This is a genomic window from Streptomyces sp. NPDC086989, assembly GCF_044745505.1.
Lineage (GTDB): Bacteria > Actinomycetota > Actinomycetes > Streptomycetales > Streptomycetaceae > Streptomyces.
Genome location: NZ_JBIVAL010000005.1, coordinates 154,448 through 169,913 on the forward strand (window position 1 = coordinate 154,448; position 15,466 = coordinate 169,913).

The following is a 15,466-nucleotide window of genomic DNA, read 5'->3' on the forward strand; positions in this document are numbered from 1 at the left end:
CAGCGTGACGGCCTCAGGGCCGGCGGCCCGCCCACGCGACCAGCCGGTCGATGGCCGGGGCTCCCGGGTCCACGGTCACGACCTCGGCGAACGGGATCCGGCCGCCGCGGGTTTCGGCGGGCAGCGCCTTCGTCACCACGGCGCGCACCCGCTCGATCAGGGCCGGGTCCCACTCAGGCTGCTGGCCGGTCGCCCGGGCCAGGTCCCAGGTGTGCACGACGAGCTCGTGCGTGTAGACGGCCGCCGCGGCCGCACCCGGCAGGACCCCCATCGGCAGACGCAGCTCGCGGCCGAGGATCTCCGGGTCCGCCCACACCTGCGCGACGTCGCGGGCGCCCGGCTCCCAGGCCGCCGCCCACCCGCCGTCGGCGATCTCGTCGGCGAAGGACGGGACGCCGAACGGGTCCTCACCGCGCCCGATCACCGCGATCCGGCGGACCACGGCCACGAGGTGGCTGGAGAGCCGCCGTACGTCGAAGTCGTCACAGGGAGTGGGGGCGTCGTACTGGTCGGACCGGACGGCGGCAAGGGTGCGGCCCGCGAGCGCGACGGCCGCGGCGAGGTCGGTCCGCGGGTCGAAAGAGGAGGGGGAAGAAGAGGACGGGGCTTCGGTGAGCTGCGTGGTTTCAGTCATGAGTACATCCTCAGAGGCAAAGTGGCCACCTTCTGGCCTGTTTTCCGAAGAGAATTGCGACGAACGGAAACGACGGAACCCGCCGCGGCGGGAGAGGGCGGGCAGATGAGAGCCGACCGGCTGGTGGCGACCCTGTTGTTCCTCCAGGAACGCGGCCGGGTCACGGTCGGCGAAGTGGCCGCCGAACTGGAGGTGTCCGAGCGCACGGCCCGGCGTGATCTGGAGGCCCTGGCCGCGTCCGGCATCCCCGTCTACTCGCAGCGGGGCCGCGGCGGCGGCTGGTCGCTCGTCGGCGGGGCGCGGACCGACCTCACCGGGCTGACCGCCGAGGAGATCCGGGCGCTGTTCCTCGTCACCGGGCCCCTGACGGCCACGCCCGAGCTGCGCACCACCCTGCGCAAGCTGGTCCGGGCGCTGCCGCCCACCCTGCGGGAGCAGGCACAGGCCGCCACCCGGGCCGGGGTCGTCGACGCCACGGACTGGTCCCGCAACGCCGTCACCGCGGACGCCGCCCACCGCTCCGCGCTCCAGGGCGCCGTCGTGGACGGGATCCGCGTCCGGCTCGGCTACGCGGGCCCCGGCAAACCGGCCGGCGAGCGCACGGTGGACCCCCTCGGCCTCGTCGCCAAGGCGGGGGTCGACTACCTCGTGGCCGGTACGGACAAGGGGCTGCGCACCTTCCGGCTCAGCCGGGTCCGCTCCGTCGAGCTCACCGGCGCACCGGTGGTCCGGCCGCCCGGCTTCGACCTGGCCACCGCCTGGCGGGAGTTGTCCGGGGCCTTCCAGGAGGGCATGAACGCGGTGTCGGCGCGGGCCCGTGTCCATCCGGGCACGCTGGGCCTGCTGCAACGGTTGCTCGGCGGCCGGGTGCGGGTCGGCGGTCCGCTGCCCGACGGCTGGACGGAGGTGTGGGTCGACGGCCCGGCCCCCAAGGCCCTGGCCGGCCACCTGGCCGGGCTGGGGGCGGGGGTCGAGGTCCTGGAGCCGCCGGAGGTGCGGCAGTGGCTGGCCCGGCTCGGCGCCGAACTCGTGGCGACGTACGCGGCGGACGCGCCGGGCGCGCCGGCCGTGGCGGCCGTGGACGGGGCCGAAGCGGCGGACATGCCGGGCGGGGTTGACGTACGCCCCGTTCAGCAGCCGGTTCGGTAGCGGTTCAGTAGCCGATGGTGAACCGCTTGCCCGGGTGCGCGTCGCGCTCGATCTCGTCGACGAGGGCCACGGCGTAGTCCTCGGCCGAGATGCGGCTGCCGCCGTCCTCGTCGGCGACCAGGTCGTCGAGGGCCAGCCGGTACGTTCCCGTGCGCTCGCCCGGCGCCATGTCCGCCGCGGGACTCAGACAGCTCCAGCGCACCTCCTCGACGGGCACGGTGCGCAGGAAGTCCAGGGCCTCCCCGTGGGCGTGCATGAGGGCCCGGACCGGCTCCGGGACGCCCGCCGCCTCCCAGACCAGCGGGCCGGCGGGGGTACGGAGCGAGCCCGCCCCGCCCACGACGAGCACACGGGGCCGGGCGTCCTGGGCGAGCGTGCAGACGCCCCCGATCAGGGACTTGGCGGCGGTCACGAGAAGCCCCGGGTCCTCGGACCCGGGGCCGACGGCGCTGACGACCACGTCCTGGCCTGCGGCCGCCTCCGCGACGGAGTGCGGGTCGAGGACGTCGCCCTGCAGCACCTCGGCCGCGGAGTCGGCGACATCGGCGGAATCCGCGGAATCCCCGAGCCTTTCGGGGTCGCGGACGACGACGGTGACCTGGTGGCCGCGGCCGACCGCCTCGTGGAGCACGCGGGCTCCGATGGTGCCGGTCGCGCCGAACAGGGCGATCTTCGCCATGGCGACTCCCTGGGATGGGGGCGGTGCGGGCCGCGGTCGGACCCGTGCCGTCCATCCAAGCGAACCTGCCCCCCGACACCCGGCAGCCGGGCCGGGTCCACTCGGATGATCCGGTCCGCGCCCCACCGAAAGGCGCTCCCTCAAAGGCGGGCCCTTAGCGGCAGAGGGCCACGATCTCGGGGGAGACCATGCCCTTGGCCGCCTCGCACAGGGCGGTCATGTCGTAGGCACGCGGCGGCGCCGGCCGGGGTTTCGGCCGGGCGGGCGGCCGCTTGCGGGGTCCAGGCGCCGGGGCGGGGCGTGCGGGGTGTGCCCGCCCGCCGGGCGCGCCGTCGTCGGTGCGCCGTGGCGTCCTGCGTCCCCCGGGCGGTCCGGGTTCCGCAGCGGCCGCGGGCGGGGCGGGCGGGGGCTCCGACGTCGGCAGGCGGCCCAGCGGCAGGGCCTCGACCGCTGCCTCCCCCACCGCCGCCGTCCGGTCCGCCCCCGGAGCCGGACGGCCCGGCTCCGGGGGCCCGTCCGGCCGTACGGTCACGCACCCGGCGGTCAGCGCCAGCGTGGCGAGCATCAAGGGCAGGGGCACGGCCACCCGGCGTAACTGCATCCGCCCAGCCTGCCGTACGGAAAGGGGCGGACGTACGCGCCGTCACGCGAAAGAGTGATGCGAGGGCCGGCAGGTGTCGGGAGCGGGCCCGTGACGTGGTCGGACCGGCGGTTCTCAGGCCGCCAGTCCGCGAGGCGAACGTACCAGCGAAGACGTAACAAGGTAATAAGCAGGTATGGGGACGGTAAAGCTGAGGTCACCGGTCCGGGACACCCGGCCGGCGTAACCCGCGGGCCGTACGGGCTGTTTGCACGGGCGGAAGGCCCATCCACGGTGAACGGAGTCCCGATGCCGCAGCTGACCGACGAGGCCGTGACGGACGACGGCGATGGCGGCGGCGGTGGCGGCGACGGCGGTGGTGGCGCGCCGGGCACGTGGATGACCCCGCAGGAGTACGGGGCATCGCGGGCCGCGCTCTGGACCGGAGCCGTCGTCCTGATCACCGACACGGAGGGCCGCGTCCTCGTCCAGAGCGTCGACTACCGCACCGACCAGCTGCTGCCCGGCGGCGCCGTGGACGCCGGCGAGGCCCCGGCCGCCGCGGCGGCCCGCGAGGTGCGGGAGGAACTCGGCGTCGACGGCAGCTATCCGCACGCGCTCGCCGTGGACTGGATCCCGGCGGACATTCCCGGATTCCCGCCCGAGATGCGCTTCCCGGGAGAGATCCTGTACGTGTACGACGGCGGCACCTGGACCGCCGACCGGATCGACGCGATCCGCCTCCCCGCCCAGGAGATCACCGGCATCCACTTCGCCGAACCGGCCGACCTGCCCGCCCTCATGGACCCGGGGGACGCCCGCCGCGCCCTGTCGGCGCTGCGCGCCCGCATCAACGGCGGCGGCCCGGTCCTGCTGGAGGACGGCCGCCCCACCGTGCCGACCGCCCTGGACCGGCTCGGGGTGCCGGGCGCCCGCCGCACCCGGCTCCACGGCACCTGGCACTGCGGTCCGGTCCCCGCGGAGCTGCCCGTACGGGAGCCCTCGGCCTGGCTGTTCGCCCCCGACGGCCGGGTCCTGCTCCTGGTCTCCCGGACCACCGGCGCCGTGCACCTCCCGCCCCCCGCGGCGGGCTCCGCGCCGCTCGGCTACCGCTGCACCGGCGACGCCGCCCATCCCCGCACCGTGGCCCGCCTCACCGGCCCGCCCCCGGCCGCGGACCCGCAGTACGTGCACCTGCTGGCCACCCCGGAGCAGGTCCGCGAACTCGCCGACTGGGGACCGGCCGGCCACGCCGAACTCGCCGCGGTCCGCACGGCCCGCACCCGCCTCGGCCTCCCGTCCCCACCCCGCACCCCCCTCACCGAACTCCCGGACGATTCCCCGCACCGGTGACCGCCCCGTGCGCCGTCAGTGGTGCCTCGTAGCGTGATCGTCATGGGATTCACCAGCGCCTGGTCGATCAGCAGCCACCCCGATTCCACCATCGCGGAGCTCACACCCCGCCTCGCTCCGGCCCTGCGAGCCGACCGCGCGCATCCGGCGGCGCGCAGCCGCTGGGAGGCCTGGCGGCGCGCCCCGCTCCCGGACCACCGCACCTGGTACGCCGACCGGGCGTACGACGCGGCGGTCGACTCCTTCCGGACCCTGACCCGGCCCGGCGAGCACGTCGACGAGGTCTGCAACGGCATCACCGACCCCGCGTTCCACGTGATGGACGACATCTGGGAGCCCGAACCAGACGCCGCGGACATGTTCGTCTCAGTACACCGCAAGGACTACGCCGTGACCGCCCTGTTCCACGCCGTGGGGCCGGCCCGGGCCGCTCTGCTGCCGGGCTGGTGCGGGAACGTGCTCCTCACCGCCGCGGAGGTCCGCCGGAGACTGCCGGACGTGGAGCGGGCGCTGACCTTCACCCGGGAGGAACGGGCCCGCGTCCGGGACCAGGACCGGCTGGACTACGGCTGCCGCGACGAGCCCGTCACCGACGGCCCCCTCCGCGTCTGGCGGAGCGCCGCAGCCGCGGGACGCGGGATCTGCGCGGTCGCACTGCACATCGACTGACCGGCCGGCCCCGCCGCGGGGCGGTCGGTCCCCGGTCCGCGGGGGGCCGGGCGGCAGGATGGGGGCATGAGCGACAGTGCGATCACCTACACCGTCTACATCCAGGCCGATCCCGCCCGGGTCTGGGAGGCCCTCACCGATCCCGCCCTCACCCGGCGGTACTGGGAGCTGAGCTTCGAGACCGACTGGGCGGTGGGATCGACCATGGTCTGGGTGGAGCGCGGGGCACGGACCGGTGATCCCGAGCAGGTGGTCCTCGAATGCGTTCCCGACCGCCGGCTCTCGTACACCTGGCACACCTTCACCCCGCAGTGGGCGGCCTCCGTGGGGGTCGCCGAGGAGCTGCGCGCCGAGCTGGCGCAGGAGCGGCGCACGAAGGTGACGTACGAGATCGAGCCCGTCGGGGACACCCTCACGCGGCTGACCGTCCTGCACGAGGGCTTCGAACCCGGCGGCACCCTGATCGGCATGTGTAGCCAGGCGTGGCCGATGCTCGTCTCCAGCCTCAAGACCCTGCTGGAGACCGGCGCTCCGCTGTCCGGGCAGGAGATTCCCGAGGCCCACGAGGCCTGAGCGCGGCAGCCCACCCCGCCGAACGGTCCGCCGGCGCACCTGAGATCATGTGCAGCGACCACCTATCCGGGAGTGTTGGCATGGACTTCGGGCACCACCGCGTCGTCATCACCGCCGCGGGCCGCGACTTCGGGCGCACCCTGGCCATCGAGTTCGCCGCCCGCGGCGCCGAGGTCCACCTCTCCGCGCGCACCCTGGAGGCCGCCGCCCGTGTCCGGGAGGAGATCCTCGCGCAGGGCCACGACGGCGGCCGCGTCCACGCGTACGCGTGCGACCTCGCGGACCCCGCCTCCGTAAGGGAGTTCGCCGCCGCGGTGGCCGCCCGCACCGACCACGTCGACGTGCTCCTCAACAACGGCTCCCGCTACCAGCACGGGCGCGACCTGCTCTCCGCCTCCGACGAGGACGTGGCAGACACCCTGGCCTCCGGCGCCACCGGCACCGTCCTCGTCACCAAGGCCTTCCTCCCGCTGCTCCTGGAGTCCGCGAAGCCCGACATCGTGACGATGATCTCCGGCTGCGGCGAGACCGGCAACCACCGCTCCGACGCCCACGACGCCTTCTACGCCGCCAAGTCCGCCCAGTCCGGATTCACCGAGATCCTCTCGCGCCGGCTGCGGGACCGGGGCGTGCGCGTCATCTCGCTCTACCCGCCGGACTTCGACAACCACGATCCGCTGTCCCCGCAGTGGGAGGACGCCCCGCGCACGGCGAAGGACCCGCTGACCGCCCAGTCGCTGGTGGACTGCATCTTCTTCGCGATCGGCCAGCCCCGGGACTGTTTCATCAAGTCCTTCACCTTCGAGCAGGTGTGACGGGCATGGCGGACATGGGCGACACCCTCGAAGACATTCTCGACGCCGTGGCCCGCGGGCAGTTCCCGCCGGCCGACGGGGGCACGACCGTGGTGGCGCAGCCGAGCCCGCGCGACACGGGCGTGATCGCGTTCACCGCACACTCCGTGGTGTTCACCGACGAGGACCCGCAATGGGTGCACGCCGCCCTCGCCGCCGTCGAATGCGACGCCCTGGCCGCCTCGATGCACCCGCGCTTCCTCGGCGCCCTGCTGGACCGCACCGGCCGCACCACCGACACCATCGACCTGCTGACCGTCGCCGGCCCGCTGCCCGGCGACCCGCCGCTGGAGCTGCGCGAGGTGTCCGACGCCGACCACCCCCGGGTGCGCCGGGCCCTGCGCCGCCGCGACGACGTACGGGTCTGGTCGGCCGACGGGGGAGTGCTCGTACTCGGCCGCGGGGTCGCGGGCCGCTGGGAGACGGCGATCGAGGTGGACGAGGGCGTCCGCCACCGGGGCCTGGGCCGGGACCTGGCCCGTGCCGCCCGTCACCTCGTCCCCGACGGCGCACCGGTCTGGTCCCAGCAGGCCGCGGGCAACGCCCGCAGCATCCGGGCCTTCCAGGCCGCCGGGTTCCGCCCGGTGGGCTCGGAGGCCCTGCTGGCACCCCGCACGCCCCCGCAGCAGTCCTCGTACGCTGGCTGACGCGGCCCGGGCACCCCTGCCCACCGGCCCGTCACCGCGGTCGTGTGGAATGGGATGCATGGGGAGAAGCGAGAACCACATACGCCAGGGGGGCGGCCCGGCCCCCCGGCCCGAGGGGACGGCCACCGCGCCCGACTACTGGCGTTACGCCCGCCACCTTGACGCCCTGGCCGCCGCGGCCGGCACGTCCGTGGGACCCGAGGCGGACGCCGTGGCCGCCGTACTGCGCGACCGCGACCCGGTGATGGCCGAGAGCGCGGTGGTCACCCACCTCGGCCGCCGCGCCGCCCGCCTGCTGACCGACCCGGGCTTCCCGGCCTGGGCCCGGGCCATGGGCGCCGCGATCGGCACCCGTGCCTTCCCGGCCCGCAGGCTGCGCGAGTGGACCCTCCTCAAGGAGATCACCCACGGAGAGCCGTGGACGGCGGCCGAGCTCACCGCCGCCTCCGACTGGTGCCAGCGCATCGCCGTCCAGTCGCTGACCTCGTTCGAGGCCCTGGACCTGCTCGCCGCCGCGGGCCGCACCCGACGCGTGCGCAACACCGCCGCCCAGCGCCTGGGCCGCCGCAGCCGCCCCGGCCTCCCCGCCCCTCCCCAGCTCCCGGGCTGAGGCGGAAAATGGCCGGTCCGGGGCCCGGGCCGGGGCCCCGTCCGCGGGAAGATCACGGGGTCAACCGGGAGGAAGACGGGAAATCGGAGCCGGTCGTTCTGTCTGCTGGGTACAAAGTCTCGTCAGACGGCTGTTCGGGGGCTTAAAGTCGGCCTACCCGGCCGGGTATCAGCGTTGATCCGATGCCGTTTCACTGGAGGCTGCTCTCCGTGTCGCACGTTTCCCAAGCTCCCGTCACCACCCCCGACGGCGAGCCGGCTCCGCCCGCACCCACCGCGTACAGCCAGGTCAAGGGGTGGTTCTCGGGCTATGACCAGGTGCTCTTCGACTGGTTCCTGACACGCCGGACCGGCGGGGAGGAACAGCCGGGCGATCTTCTGGAGCTCGGCGCGTTCATGGGGAAGAGCGCGATCTTCCTCGGGGGGTACCTGCGGGAGGGCGAGGAGTTCACCGTCTGTGACCTCTTCGACTCGCCCGCACCGGACGATTCCAACCTCGCGGAGATGCAGGACTCGTACTCCACGCTCACCCGCCGCGGGTTCGAGACGAACTACCTGGCCTTCCGCGAGGCGCTCCCCACGGTCATCCAGGCGCCGACCTCCGTGGTCGCCGACCGGGTGCGCCCGGCGAGCTGCCGGTTCGTCCACATCGACGCCTCGCACCTGTACGAGCACGTCGTCCAGGACATCGCCTCCTCGCGCGTCGTGGCGGCCCCCGGAGCCGTCGTCGTCTTCGACGACTACCGCTCCGAACACTGCCCCGGCGTCGCCGCGGCCGTATGGGGCGCCGTGGCCACCGGCGAGCTGCACCTGATCTGCGTCTCGGCGTCGAAGCTGTACGCGACCTGGGACGACCCGGCGCCCTACCAGGCGGAGCTGCTCACCTGGCTGGAGGGCCGCAGGGACCTGTGGCACGGGGTGGACCTCGTGGCGGGCCAGTCGCTGGTCCGCATAGGTGACGAGGGGGCCGTTCCGCCGGCGCCCCCGCAGCCGCTGCGTCCGGCGCCCGAGGGCGCCGCGCCCGCGCCGGCCGGACACCAGCCCGGTCCCCGTCCCAGGGCCGGCGTCGCGTGGCGCAAGCTGGCCAAGGACCTGCTCCCGCCGGTCGTCACCCGCGCGATCGTGGCCTGGCGGCGCCGTCGCCGGGGCTGACCCCGCGCCGCCCCCCGCGCCCGTACGCACGAACGGCGCCGGCCCCCGTCGCGGGGGGCCGGCACCGTCGTGCCGGAGCCGTGGGCAGGCCGGTCCCGTTCGTGGTCCGGCCGTGCCGCGGGGTCAGCCGCCCCGGCGGACCCGGGCCGCGCGGCGTGCCTCGGCGAGCTTGCGGGCCTCCGAGGTCTTGCGGGACTCCTTGGCGGCCCCCGGCCGGCCCGGACGCGTGCCGATCCCGCGGAAGCCGAGGTCCGAGCCCGAGGGCCGACCCTTGGCGTCGGTCGGCTCGGCGCCCGCCAGCGGCACCCCGGACGGGGCCTTGGCCCCGGTGATCCGGCTCAGCGCGGCCTCGCCGGAGCGGACCTGGGTGGTGGTCGGCCGGATCCTGGCCTCGGCCATCAGCCGGACCATGTCCCGGCGCTGGTTCGGGGTGACCAGGGTGACGACCTTGCCGGACTCGCCCGCGCGGGCTGTACGGCCGCCCCGGTGCAGGTAGTCCTTGTGGTCGGCGGGCGGGTCCACGTTCACGACGAGGTCCAGGTCGTCGATGTGGATGCCGCGGGCGGCGACGTTCGTCGCGACGAGGACCGTGACGGCCCCGGTCTTGAACTGCGCGAGGGTGCGCGTGCGCTGCGGCTGCGACTTGCCGCTGTGCAGCCCTTCCGCCCGTACGCCCATGGCCCGCAGGTGCTTCACGAACTGGTCCACGCCGTGCTTGGTGTCCAGGAACATCAGCACCCGGCCCTCGCGCGCCGCGATCTCGGTGGCGGCCGAGTACTTGTCCGCCGAGTGGATGTGCAGCACGTGGTGGTCCATCGTGCTCACCGAGGCCGCCGACGGGTCGACGGAGTGGGAGACCGGGTCCTTCAGGTAACTCCGTACGAGCTGGTCCACGTTGCGGTCCAGGGTGGCCGAGAACAGCATCCGCTGCCCGGCGTGGTGCACCTGGTCCAGGATCTCGGTGACCTGCGGCATGAAGCCCATGTCGCACATCTGGTCGGCCTCGTCGAGGACGGTGATCCTCACCCGCTCCAGGTGGACGTCGCGCCGCCCGACCAGGTCGCTCAGGCGCCCGGGGGTGGCCACGACGACCTCGGCGCCGGTGCGCAGCGCGCTCACCTGCCTGCCGATCGACAGCCCGCCGACCAGCGTGGCCATCCGCAGGCCCACGGCCTGCGCGTACGGCGTGAGCGCCTCGGTCACCTGCTGCGCCAGCTCGCGCGTCGGTACGAGGACCAGCGCGAGCGGCCGCTTCGGATCGGCCTTGCGGCCCGCGGTCCGTGCCAGCAGGGCGAGGCCGAAGGCCAGGGTCTTGCCGGAGCCGGTCCGGCCGCGGCCGAGGATGTCGCGCCCGGCCAGGGAGTTGGGGAGCGTGGCCGCCTGGATGGGGAACGGCTGGTTCACCCCCAGGTCGGTCATCGTCTTCACCAGCTCACGGGGCAGGTCGAGCTCGGAGAAGGCCTCCACCGGCGGCAGCGCCGGCTCGACCGTCCTGGGCATCGCGAACTCGCCCTGCAGGGGTGCCGTCCGGGGCGTCTTGCCGCCCGGCTTCGCACCGCCCTTGGGGCCTGCCTTGGCTGCGGCCTTGATGCCGAAGCGCCCGTGAACCGACGGGTTCTTCATGCAGAACCTTCCGTGAGACGTGAAAAGGGTGATTTTACCATCGGGGCTACGGCGTGCCGGGGCCGAGCCTCCCGGACCGCACCTCGGCGAGATGGGCGGTCATCTCGACCGTCGCCCGCGCGAACCAGTCGGCGATCACGGCGACCTCGTCGGGGGAGTACTGCGCCAACACCGCGCCGAGCCGGGTGTAGAAGGGCTCGTACACGGCGATGACCCGGGCGGCGGCTTCGGGTACGGCCACGACGCGCACCCGGCGCCGGTCCGCGGGATCCGGCTGCCGGCGGGCGTATCCGGCCCGCTCCAGGCGGTTGAGGACGCCGGTCACGGCCCCGGTGGTCAGGTTCGTCAGCTCCGCGAGGTCACCGGCGCCCAGCGGGGCGTCGCAGGCGCCGAGGATGTGGCCCAGGCAGGTCAGGTCGGTGACGTTCAGCCCCAGGAGCTGCGCCACCTCCTGCTGGCCGATCAGGCCCAGCGCGACGTACCGGTCCATGCGCGACAGCGCCTCCTCGGCCGTGGCCGCGGGGCGGGGCTTGCCCTGCATGCAGATATTCCTTAGTATCTAAGTTACTTAGCTCGTGAGATACTTATCTTGCTCACTAAGACATCTCTGCTCAAAAGCCTACCGCCGCCCGACCTTCCGGGGAGAATCATGAGTGCGCACGGAGACGTCGACCTCGGCCACACCGTGGCCGGCTGGACCGGCACCGCCCTGGCCCTGCTGGGCTGCGCCGGAACCGGCATCGCCGTGTGTGCGGCCTGGACACCCGGCGTCTGGCTCGGCCTGGCCCTCGTCGCGGTGGCGGCGGTGGTCACCTGGGTGCTGCACCTCGCCGGCTGGGGCAAGCCCGGTGGGCCCCGCCCCCGCGCCGAATGGGACTGGCGCACCCGCGACGCCGGCGCCCGTGCCGGGCACGCCCACTGCCTGGGCTGCCGGATGAGCGGACCGCGCCGTGCCGCGGCCGCGGCCCCGGCGTCACGGCCCGCCCTGCCGGTCGGACAGCCGTTCGAACCCTCCCCGGTTGGCCGCGCCCGGGGTGTGGTCCGCGGGACGGACGGGCAGGATCGAGACGGTCGCACCACACGTGCGGCCCGCGTGGAACGTTGAGAAGGATCAGTGCAGATGGCAACAGGCACCGTGAAGTGGTTCAACTCGGAGAAGGGGTTCGGTTTCATCCAGCAGGATGACGGCGGCCCCGACGTGTTCGTGCACTTCTCCGCCATCCAGACGACCGGCTTCAAGGAGCTGGCGGAAGGCCAGAAGGTCGAGTACGACGTCACTCAGGGACCCAAGGGTCCGCAGGCCGAGCGGGTGGTCGGCATCGGCTGAAGCCGCTTCACGAGCCCGGCCCGTGACATGAGCCCCGCCGGTCCGTCCGGCGGGGCTCACGGCTGTCCGCCCGCGGCCGCGCGGGGGGCGGTCACCGCACCGGGCGCGAGCCCGCCCGGTGCAGCGCCAGCAGCAGCGGCCACAGGTGCTCCGCCAGCTCCGTCGGGGAGCCCGGGACGCTGCCGTGCAGCCAGTCGGCCAGGATCGCGGTGAAGGTGGCGGCCACCGCCGTGGCGACCAGGTCGGCGTGCGGGGCGCCGGCCGCCGTCCGTTCGGCGCGGGCCCGGGCGCGCAGCTCCCGGTGCAGCCGCTCGCCGAGCGGGCCGCCGCCCCCCGGCAGGAGCAGGGTGCGGTAGAGGGCCGCGTGCCCGGCGGCCCCGGTGAGGAACCCGGCCAGCGCGGCCGGGGGGCGGGCCGGGGCCTGCGCCCCGGGCTCCGTCTGCCAGGCGTGCAGGGCGTCGACCGCCTCGTGCACCACGTCCGCGCACGCGTCGACGGCCAGCGCCGGGAGGTCCTCGTAATGCAGGTAGAACGTGGCGCGGCCGACGGCGGCGCGGCGGACCACCGCCGAGACGCTGACCTCCCCGAGGGGCCGGCCCGCGCACTCCGCGAGGAGGCTCTCGCGCAGCCGGGCCTTGGTGCGGGCCGTCCGCGGGTCCCCGGGGGTCATCGGGTCCGCCCGCTCACGCGGCCAGCAGTGCCGCGCCCAGGGCGAGTGCGGCGGGCAGGGCCTGGGCGATCAGGATGCGGCGGTTTGCGGTCGCCGCCCCGTACAGCCCGGCGACGATCACGCAGACGAGGAAGAAGATCTGCGTGGCGAGCGAGTCGATGACCAGCGACCAGACCAGTCCGGCGGCCAGGAAGCCGTTGTAGAGGCCCTGGTTGGCGGCGAGCGCTGCGGTGCGGCGGGCGAGCTCCTCGTCGAAGCCCGACAGGGCCCGGCCGGGCGGCCGCTGCCACAGGAACATCTCCAGCACCAGGAAGTACACGTGCAGAGCGGCGACGACGCCGATGAGGACCTGAGCGACTGTGTGCACGGGGCAACCTCCCTTGACCGGATTTCCTGGACAACTGTACAGGAAGTCGCCGTCGGGTCCATGGAGCGTGCACGGATAGGCTGATCGCATGACTGTGCTCGTGTACGAAGACTTCGGGACCGGACGCCACCGCGAGGCCTCCCTGATCCGCCACGCCCTGGGCAGCGCCCACGACGAGGAGCTGATCGCGGGCCTGGCCGGCGGGATCGGCTTCATGTACTTCGTGTTCGAGTACGCCGGCCGGGCGCCCCTCGCGACGATCGTCGCGCAGGCCCACCCCGAGCCCTGGGTGCAGGTCGCGCTGCGGCGCCTGCACATCCCCTACGACGCCACGCGCGCCACCAAGCCCCGCTGGGGCAGGGTGCGTGCCGCGCTCGACGGCGGTCAGCCCGCCTTCTGCGTCGTCGACCGGTCCTCGTTGCCCTGGCACGAGGCCGACGCCGATGCCGAGCTGACGGGCACCGACCCGTACACCGTCGTCATCGCCGGGTACGACGGTGACGACCTGCTGATCGAGGACGGTGCGGAAGTCCCCTACCGGATCGACCGCGAGGAGTTCGGCGCGGCCTGGACCGCGCACCGCAAGGGCCGGCACCAGCTGATCGTGCCCATCGGGCCGCCCGAGGGCGAACCGGACGTCGACGGGGCGGTCGCCGCGACCGCCGCCCGCCTCACCGGACCGGTGCTCGGCAACCACTTCGACGTCAACTTCGGTTTCACCGGGATGGAGAAGCTGGCCGCACAGCTGCGCGACCGGACCACCGCGACGGGATGGGAACGCCGCTTCGGCGGCTCCGCGGAGCTCTTCCGCGCCGGCACCGGGAGGCTGTACACCTGCCTGGAGGAGGAGTGGACGGCCCCCGGCGCCACCCGGCCGCTGTACGCCGACTTCCTCGACCTCGCCGGGCGGCCGGAGGCGGCCGCCCTCCTTCGGGACTCCGCCCTGCACTGGTCGCGGCTGGCGAACCTGGCCCGTACGGCCGAGCCGGACGCCGACCAGGCCCGGCGGCGGGACCTGTTCGACGAGTGCGCCGAACAGGTGGACCGCTCGCTGGACCTGGAGCGCCGGGCCGTCGCGCTGCTCTGAGCCGTACGGATCCCGCGCGGCGGTGGCGGGGGGTTACTCCGCTCGTGCCTCCCGGATGCTGATGGCGGCGACCGGGCAGGCGCGGACGGCCTCGCGCAGCAGTGGGCTGCCGTTGCCGTCCTCCCGGCCCGGGAGGACCTGGCTGAAGCCGTCGTCGTCCTGCGTGAACACGTCCGGCGCCGTCAGGGCACACTGCCCGGCGCCGATGCAGACGGCGGTGTCGATGTCGATGCGCTGTGGCGACATGTCCTCACCATGCCACGGGGAGTTCGACCATGCCCTGAATCGTGTCCCCGGGCCGGAACGGGATGCGGTCCGGCTCGGCCGCCAGCCGCAGCCCGGGCAGCCGCTCGAACAGCGTCCCCAGGGCGATCTCCATCTCGGCCCGGGCCAGGTTCTGCCCGAGGCACTGGTGGATGCCGAAGCCGAACGCGACGTGGTGGCGGGCGGAGCGGTGCCAGTCCAGCGAGTCCGGCTCCTCGAACACCGCCGCGTCCCGGTTGATGACGGAGGTGGAGAAGACCACCCCGTCGTCCGCGCGGATCGTCTCCCCGCCGATCTCGATGTCGTCGGTGGCCACCCGCAGCATCCCGTCCGCGATCGACAGGAAGCGCATCAGCTCCTCCACCGCCACCGTGATCAGCGAAGGGTCGGCGCGCAGCTCGGCCAGTTGCTCCGGGTGGCGCAGCAGGGTGAACGTACCGAGCGAGATCATGTTCGCGGTGGTCTCGTGGCCCGCGATCAGCAGGATCGCGGCCAGGGAGACCAGCTCCTCGACATCGGTCTCACCGGTCTCCAGGCGGGTCGCGATGAGCTCGTCCAGCAGCCCGTCGCCCCGGTCGGTGCGCTTGCGTTCGATCAGATCGGCCAGATAGCCGTTGATCTTGTCCCGGGCGTCCTCGACGTCGGCGAGCTCCGGCCCGCGCAACAGCCGCCGCGACTGGGACTCGAAGAACTCGTGGTCCGCGTAGGGGACTCCGAGCAGGGCGCAGATCACCATCGACGGGACCGGCAGGGCGAAGTCGCTGACCAGTTCGGCCTGCGGGCCCCGGGCGACCATCTCGTCGATCAGCCGGTCCACGGTCTCCTGGATGGCGGGCCGCAGGGCCGCGGTGCGCTTGAGGGTGAAGCTCGGGATGAGCATCCTGCGCTGGGCGTTGTGCTCGGGGTCGTCGACGCCGAGCAGCGCCGTGCGGCGGTTCTGCAGCCCCTTGAACCGCTTCGTGGGGGTGGGGAAGGCCTCGTTGCGCCGGTCGGACGAGAGGCGCCCGTCGGCGAGCAGGGCGCGCGCCTCGGGATGCCCGGTGACCACCCAGACCGAGCGGCCGTCGAAGAGGGTGACCCGGGAGAGCGGCTTGCCCTCGCGGAGGGGATCGTAGGCGGCCGGCGGGTGGTAGGGGCAGGTTCGGTCCTGAGGAAAGGCAACGGTCTCTGACATGCAGCACCTCGTAAGCATGGTTCCGTGGGTCCGTCTCGCCGGAATCCATTACATG

General features: G+C 74.0%; 20 protein-coding genes. 11 read left to right on the forward strand and 9 right to left on the reverse strand.

Translation table 11 applies throughout. The features are described from left to right. Nucleotides 1-13: 13 nt before the first annotated feature. Nucleotides 14-634 carry a TIGR03086 family metal-binding protein gene (locus tag ACIPK4_RS13470; protein ID WP_402312110.1) on the reverse strand — a complete coding sequence of 207 codons (621 nt, stop codon included), beginning with the start codon at nt 632-634 and terminating at the stop codon, nt 14-16. A gap of 105 nt (nt 635-739) precedes the next feature. Between ACIPK4_RS13470 and ACIPK4_RS13475 the strand changes: the two genes are divergently transcribed. Further along, on the forward strand, nt 740-1,783 hold the full coding sequence (locus tag ACIPK4_RS13475) for a helix-turn-helix transcriptional regulator (RefSeq protein WP_402312112.1): 1,044 nt from the start codon (nt 740-742) through the stop codon (nt 1,781-1,783). A 4-nt stretch (nt 1,784-1,787) separates the two neighbouring features. Here ACIPK4_RS13475 and ACIPK4_RS13480 read toward each other — a convergent pair whose 3' ends face one another. Together ACIPK4_RS13480 and ACIPK4_RS13485 are read right to left on the reverse strand one after the other, a co-directional pair. Continuing rightward, complete coding sequence (locus ACIPK4_RS13480) at nt 1,788-2,462, reverse strand: NAD(P)-dependent oxidoreductase (RefSeq protein WP_402312115.1); 675 nt, start codon at nt 2,460-2,462, stop codon at nt 1,788-1,790. A 154-nt stretch (nt 2,463-2,616) separates the two neighbouring features. Next, nucleotides 2,617-3,063, reverse strand: coding sequence for a hypothetical protein (locus ACIPK4_RS13485; RefSeq protein WP_402312117.1), 447 nt, complete (start codon nt 3,061-3,063; stop codon nt 2,617-2,619). A 288-nt stretch (nt 3,064-3,351) separates the two neighbouring features. Here ACIPK4_RS13485 and ACIPK4_RS13490 point away from each other — a divergent pair, with 288 nt between their 5' ends. The 7 genes from ACIPK4_RS13490 to ACIPK4_RS13520 all read left to right on the forward strand — a co-directional run bounded on the left by ACIPK4_RS13490 (nt 3,352) and on the right by ACIPK4_RS13520 (nt 8,899). Then, nucleotides 3,352-4,395 carry an NUDIX domain-containing protein gene (locus tag ACIPK4_RS13490; RefSeq protein ID WP_402312119.1) on the forward strand — a complete coding sequence of 348 codons (1,044 nt, stop codon included), beginning with the start codon at nt 3,352-3,354 and terminating at the stop codon, nt 4,393-4,395. 42 nt (nt 4,396-4,437) lie between these two features. Next, a complete protein-coding gene (locus ACIPK4_RS13495) occupies nt 4,438-5,064 on the forward strand; it encodes a hypothetical protein (RefSeq protein WP_402312121.1) in 627 nt (208 codons plus the stop codon). A 66-nt stretch (nt 5,065-5,130) separates the two neighbouring features. After that, nucleotides 5,131-5,637, forward strand: coding sequence for an SRPBCC family protein (locus ACIPK4_RS13500; RefSeq protein WP_402312124.1), 507 nt, complete (start codon nt 5,131-5,133; stop codon nt 5,635-5,637). 80 nt (nt 5,638-5,717) lie between these two features. Next, entirely contained in the window at nt 5,718-6,452 is a 735-nt protein-coding gene (locus ACIPK4_RS13505) for an SDR family oxidoreductase (protein WP_402312127.1), read from the forward strand. Nucleotides 6,453-6,466: 14 nt separating this feature from the next. Beyond that, nucleotides 6,467-7,138: a GNAT family N-acetyltransferase gene (locus ACIPK4_RS13510; protein WP_402312942.1), complete on the forward strand. Its 672-nt coding sequence runs from the start codon at nt 6,467-6,469 to the stop codon at nt 7,136-7,138. Nucleotides 7,139-7,196: 58 nt separating this feature from the next. After that, entirely contained in the window at nt 7,197-7,748 is a 552-nt protein-coding gene (locus tag ACIPK4_RS13515; RefSeq protein ID WP_402312129.1) for a hypothetical protein, read from the forward strand. Between the two features lie 209 nt (nt 7,749-7,957). Beyond that, the gene (locus ACIPK4_RS13520) at nt 7,958-8,899 is read left to right on the forward strand and encodes a class I SAM-dependent methyltransferase (RefSeq protein WP_402312132.1); all 942 of its coding nucleotides are present in this window, start codon (nt 7,958-7,960) and stop codon (nt 8,897-8,899) included. Nucleotides 8,900-9,022: 123 nt separating this feature from the next. Here the strand turns inward: ACIPK4_RS13520 and ACIPK4_RS13525 are convergent, their stop codons facing one another. Continuing rightward, nucleotides 9,023-10,522, reverse strand: coding sequence for a DEAD/DEAH box helicase (locus ACIPK4_RS13525; protein ID WP_402312135.1), 1,500 nt, complete (start codon nt 10,520-10,522; stop codon nt 9,023-9,025). A gap of 46 nt (nt 10,523-10,568) precedes the next feature. Next, nucleotides 10,569-11,063 (reverse strand): MarR family transcriptional regulator, encoded by a 495-nt coding sequence (locus ACIPK4_RS13530; protein ID WP_376200960.1) that lies wholly within the window; start codon nt 11,061-11,063, stop codon nt 10,569-10,571. A gap of 108 nt (nt 11,064-11,171) precedes the next feature. Between ACIPK4_RS13530 and ACIPK4_RS13535 the strand changes: the two genes are divergently transcribed. After that, the gene (locus ACIPK4_RS13535; RefSeq protein ID WP_402312137.1) at nt 11,172-11,627 is read left to right on the forward strand and encodes an HGxxPAAW family protein; all 456 of its coding nucleotides are present in this window, start codon (nt 11,172-11,174) and stop codon (nt 11,625-11,627) included. A gap of 15 nt (nt 11,628-11,642) precedes the next feature. Next, the gene (locus ACIPK4_RS13540) at nt 11,643-11,849 is read left to right on the forward strand and encodes a cold-shock protein (protein WP_054226408.1); all 207 of its coding nucleotides are present in this window, start codon (nt 11,643-11,645) and stop codon (nt 11,847-11,849) included. A 91-nt stretch (nt 11,850-11,940) separates the two neighbouring features. On the opposite strand, the gene ACIPK4_RS13545 is transcribed toward ACIPK4_RS13540, so the two are convergent. Further along, nucleotides 11,941-12,519 carry a TetR/AcrR family transcriptional regulator gene (locus ACIPK4_RS13545; protein ID WP_402312140.1) on the reverse strand — a complete coding sequence of 193 codons (579 nt, stop codon included), beginning with the start codon at nt 12,517-12,519 and terminating at the stop codon, nt 11,941-11,943. A 13-nt stretch (nt 12,520-12,532) separates the two neighbouring features. Further along, on the reverse strand, nt 12,533-12,886 hold the full coding sequence (locus tag ACIPK4_RS13550; protein ID WP_054226410.1) for a DUF1304 domain-containing protein: 354 nt from the start codon (nt 12,884-12,886) through the stop codon (nt 12,533-12,535). Between the two features lie 88 nt (nt 12,887-12,974). Between ACIPK4_RS13550 and ACIPK4_RS13555 the strand changes: the two genes are divergently transcribed. Then, nucleotides 12,975-13,973 (forward strand): BtrH N-terminal domain-containing protein, encoded by a 999-nt coding sequence (locus ACIPK4_RS13555; RefSeq protein ID WP_402312144.1) that lies wholly within the window; start codon nt 12,975-12,977, stop codon nt 13,971-13,973. Between the two features lie 33 nt (nt 13,974-14,006). On the opposite strand, the gene ACIPK4_RS13560 is transcribed toward ACIPK4_RS13555, so the two are convergent. Then, the gene (locus tag ACIPK4_RS13560; protein WP_376200950.1) at nt 14,007-14,219 is read right to left on the reverse strand and encodes a ferredoxin; all 213 of its coding nucleotides are present in this window, start codon (nt 14,217-14,219) and stop codon (nt 14,007-14,009) included. Between the two features lie 4 nt (nt 14,220-14,223). Beyond that, nucleotides 14,224-15,411 carry a cytochrome P450 gene (locus ACIPK4_RS13565; protein ID WP_402312147.1) on the reverse strand — a complete coding sequence of 396 codons (1,188 nt, stop codon included), beginning with the start codon at nt 15,409-15,411 and terminating at the stop codon, nt 14,224-14,226. Between the last annotated feature and the right edge of the window lie 55 nt (nt 15,412-15,466).

What these genes read in the sequence shown, in the direction of transcription:
- ACIPK4_RS13470 (WP_402312110.1), bottom strand. Translation starts at nt 634, where the DNA reads ATGACTGAAACCACGCAGCTCACCGAAGCCCCGTCCTCTTCTTCCCCC.
- ACIPK4_RS13475 (WP_402312112.1), top strand. Translation starts at nt 740, where the DNA reads ATGAGAGCCGACCGGCTGGTGGCGACCCTGTTGTTCCTCCAGGAACGC.
- ACIPK4_RS13480 (WP_402312115.1), bottom strand. Translation starts at nt 2,462, where the DNA reads ATGGCGAAGATCGCCCTGTTCGGCGCGACCGGCACCATCGGAGCCCGC.
- ACIPK4_RS13485 (WP_402312117.1), bottom strand. Translation starts at nt 3,063, where the DNA reads ATGCAGTTACGCCGGGTGGCCGTGCCCCTGCCCTTGATGCTCGCCACG.
- ACIPK4_RS13490 (WP_402312119.1), top strand. Translation starts at nt 3,352, where the DNA reads ATGCCGCAGCTGACCGACGAGGCCGTGACGGACGACGGCGATGGCGGC.
- ACIPK4_RS13495 (WP_402312121.1), top strand. Translation starts at nt 4,438, where the DNA reads ATGGGATTCACCAGCGCCTGGTCGATCAGCAGCCACCCCGATTCCACC.
- ACIPK4_RS13500 (WP_402312124.1), top strand. Translation starts at nt 5,131, where the DNA reads ATGAGCGACAGTGCGATCACCTACACCGTCTACATCCAGGCCGATCCC.
- ACIPK4_RS13505 (WP_402312127.1), top strand. Translation starts at nt 5,718, where the DNA reads ATGGACTTCGGGCACCACCGCGTCGTCATCACCGCCGCGGGCCGCGAC.
- ACIPK4_RS13510 (WP_402312942.1), top strand. Translation starts at nt 6,467, where the DNA reads ATGGGCGACACCCTCGAAGACATTCTCGACGCCGTGGCCCGCGGGCAG.
- ACIPK4_RS13515 (WP_402312129.1), top strand. Translation starts at nt 7,197, where the DNA reads ATGGGGAGAAGCGAGAACCACATACGCCAGGGGGGCGGCCCGGCCCCC.
- ACIPK4_RS13525 (WP_402312135.1), bottom strand. Translation starts at nt 10,522, where the DNA reads ATGAAGAACCCGTCGGTTCACGGGCGCTTCGGCATCAAGGCCGCAGCC.
- ACIPK4_RS13530 (WP_376200960.1), bottom strand. Translation starts at nt 11,063, where the DNA reads ATGCAGGGCAAGCCCCGCCCCGCGGCCACGGCCGAGGAGGCGCTGTCG.
- ACIPK4_RS13535 (WP_402312137.1), top strand. Translation starts at nt 11,172, where the DNA reads ATGAGTGCGCACGGAGACGTCGACCTCGGCCACACCGTGGCCGGCTGG.
- ACIPK4_RS13540 (WP_054226408.1), top strand. Translation starts at nt 11,643, where the DNA reads ATGGCAACAGGCACCGTGAAGTGGTTCAACTCGGAGAAGGGGTTCGGT.
- ACIPK4_RS13545 (WP_402312140.1), bottom strand. Translation starts at nt 12,519, where the DNA reads ATGACCCCCGGGGACCCGCGGACGGCCCGCACCAAGGCCCGGCTGCGC.
- ACIPK4_RS13555 (WP_402312144.1), top strand. Translation starts at nt 12,975, where the DNA reads ATGACTGTGCTCGTGTACGAAGACTTCGGGACCGGACGCCACCGCGAG.
- ACIPK4_RS13560 (WP_376200950.1), bottom strand. Translation starts at nt 14,219, where the DNA reads ATGTCGCCACAGCGCATCGACATCGACACCGCCGTCTGCATCGGCGCC.
- ACIPK4_RS13565 (WP_402312147.1), bottom strand. Translation starts at nt 15,411, where the DNA reads ATGTCAGAGACCGTTGCCTTTCCTCAGGACCGAACCTGCCCCTACCAC.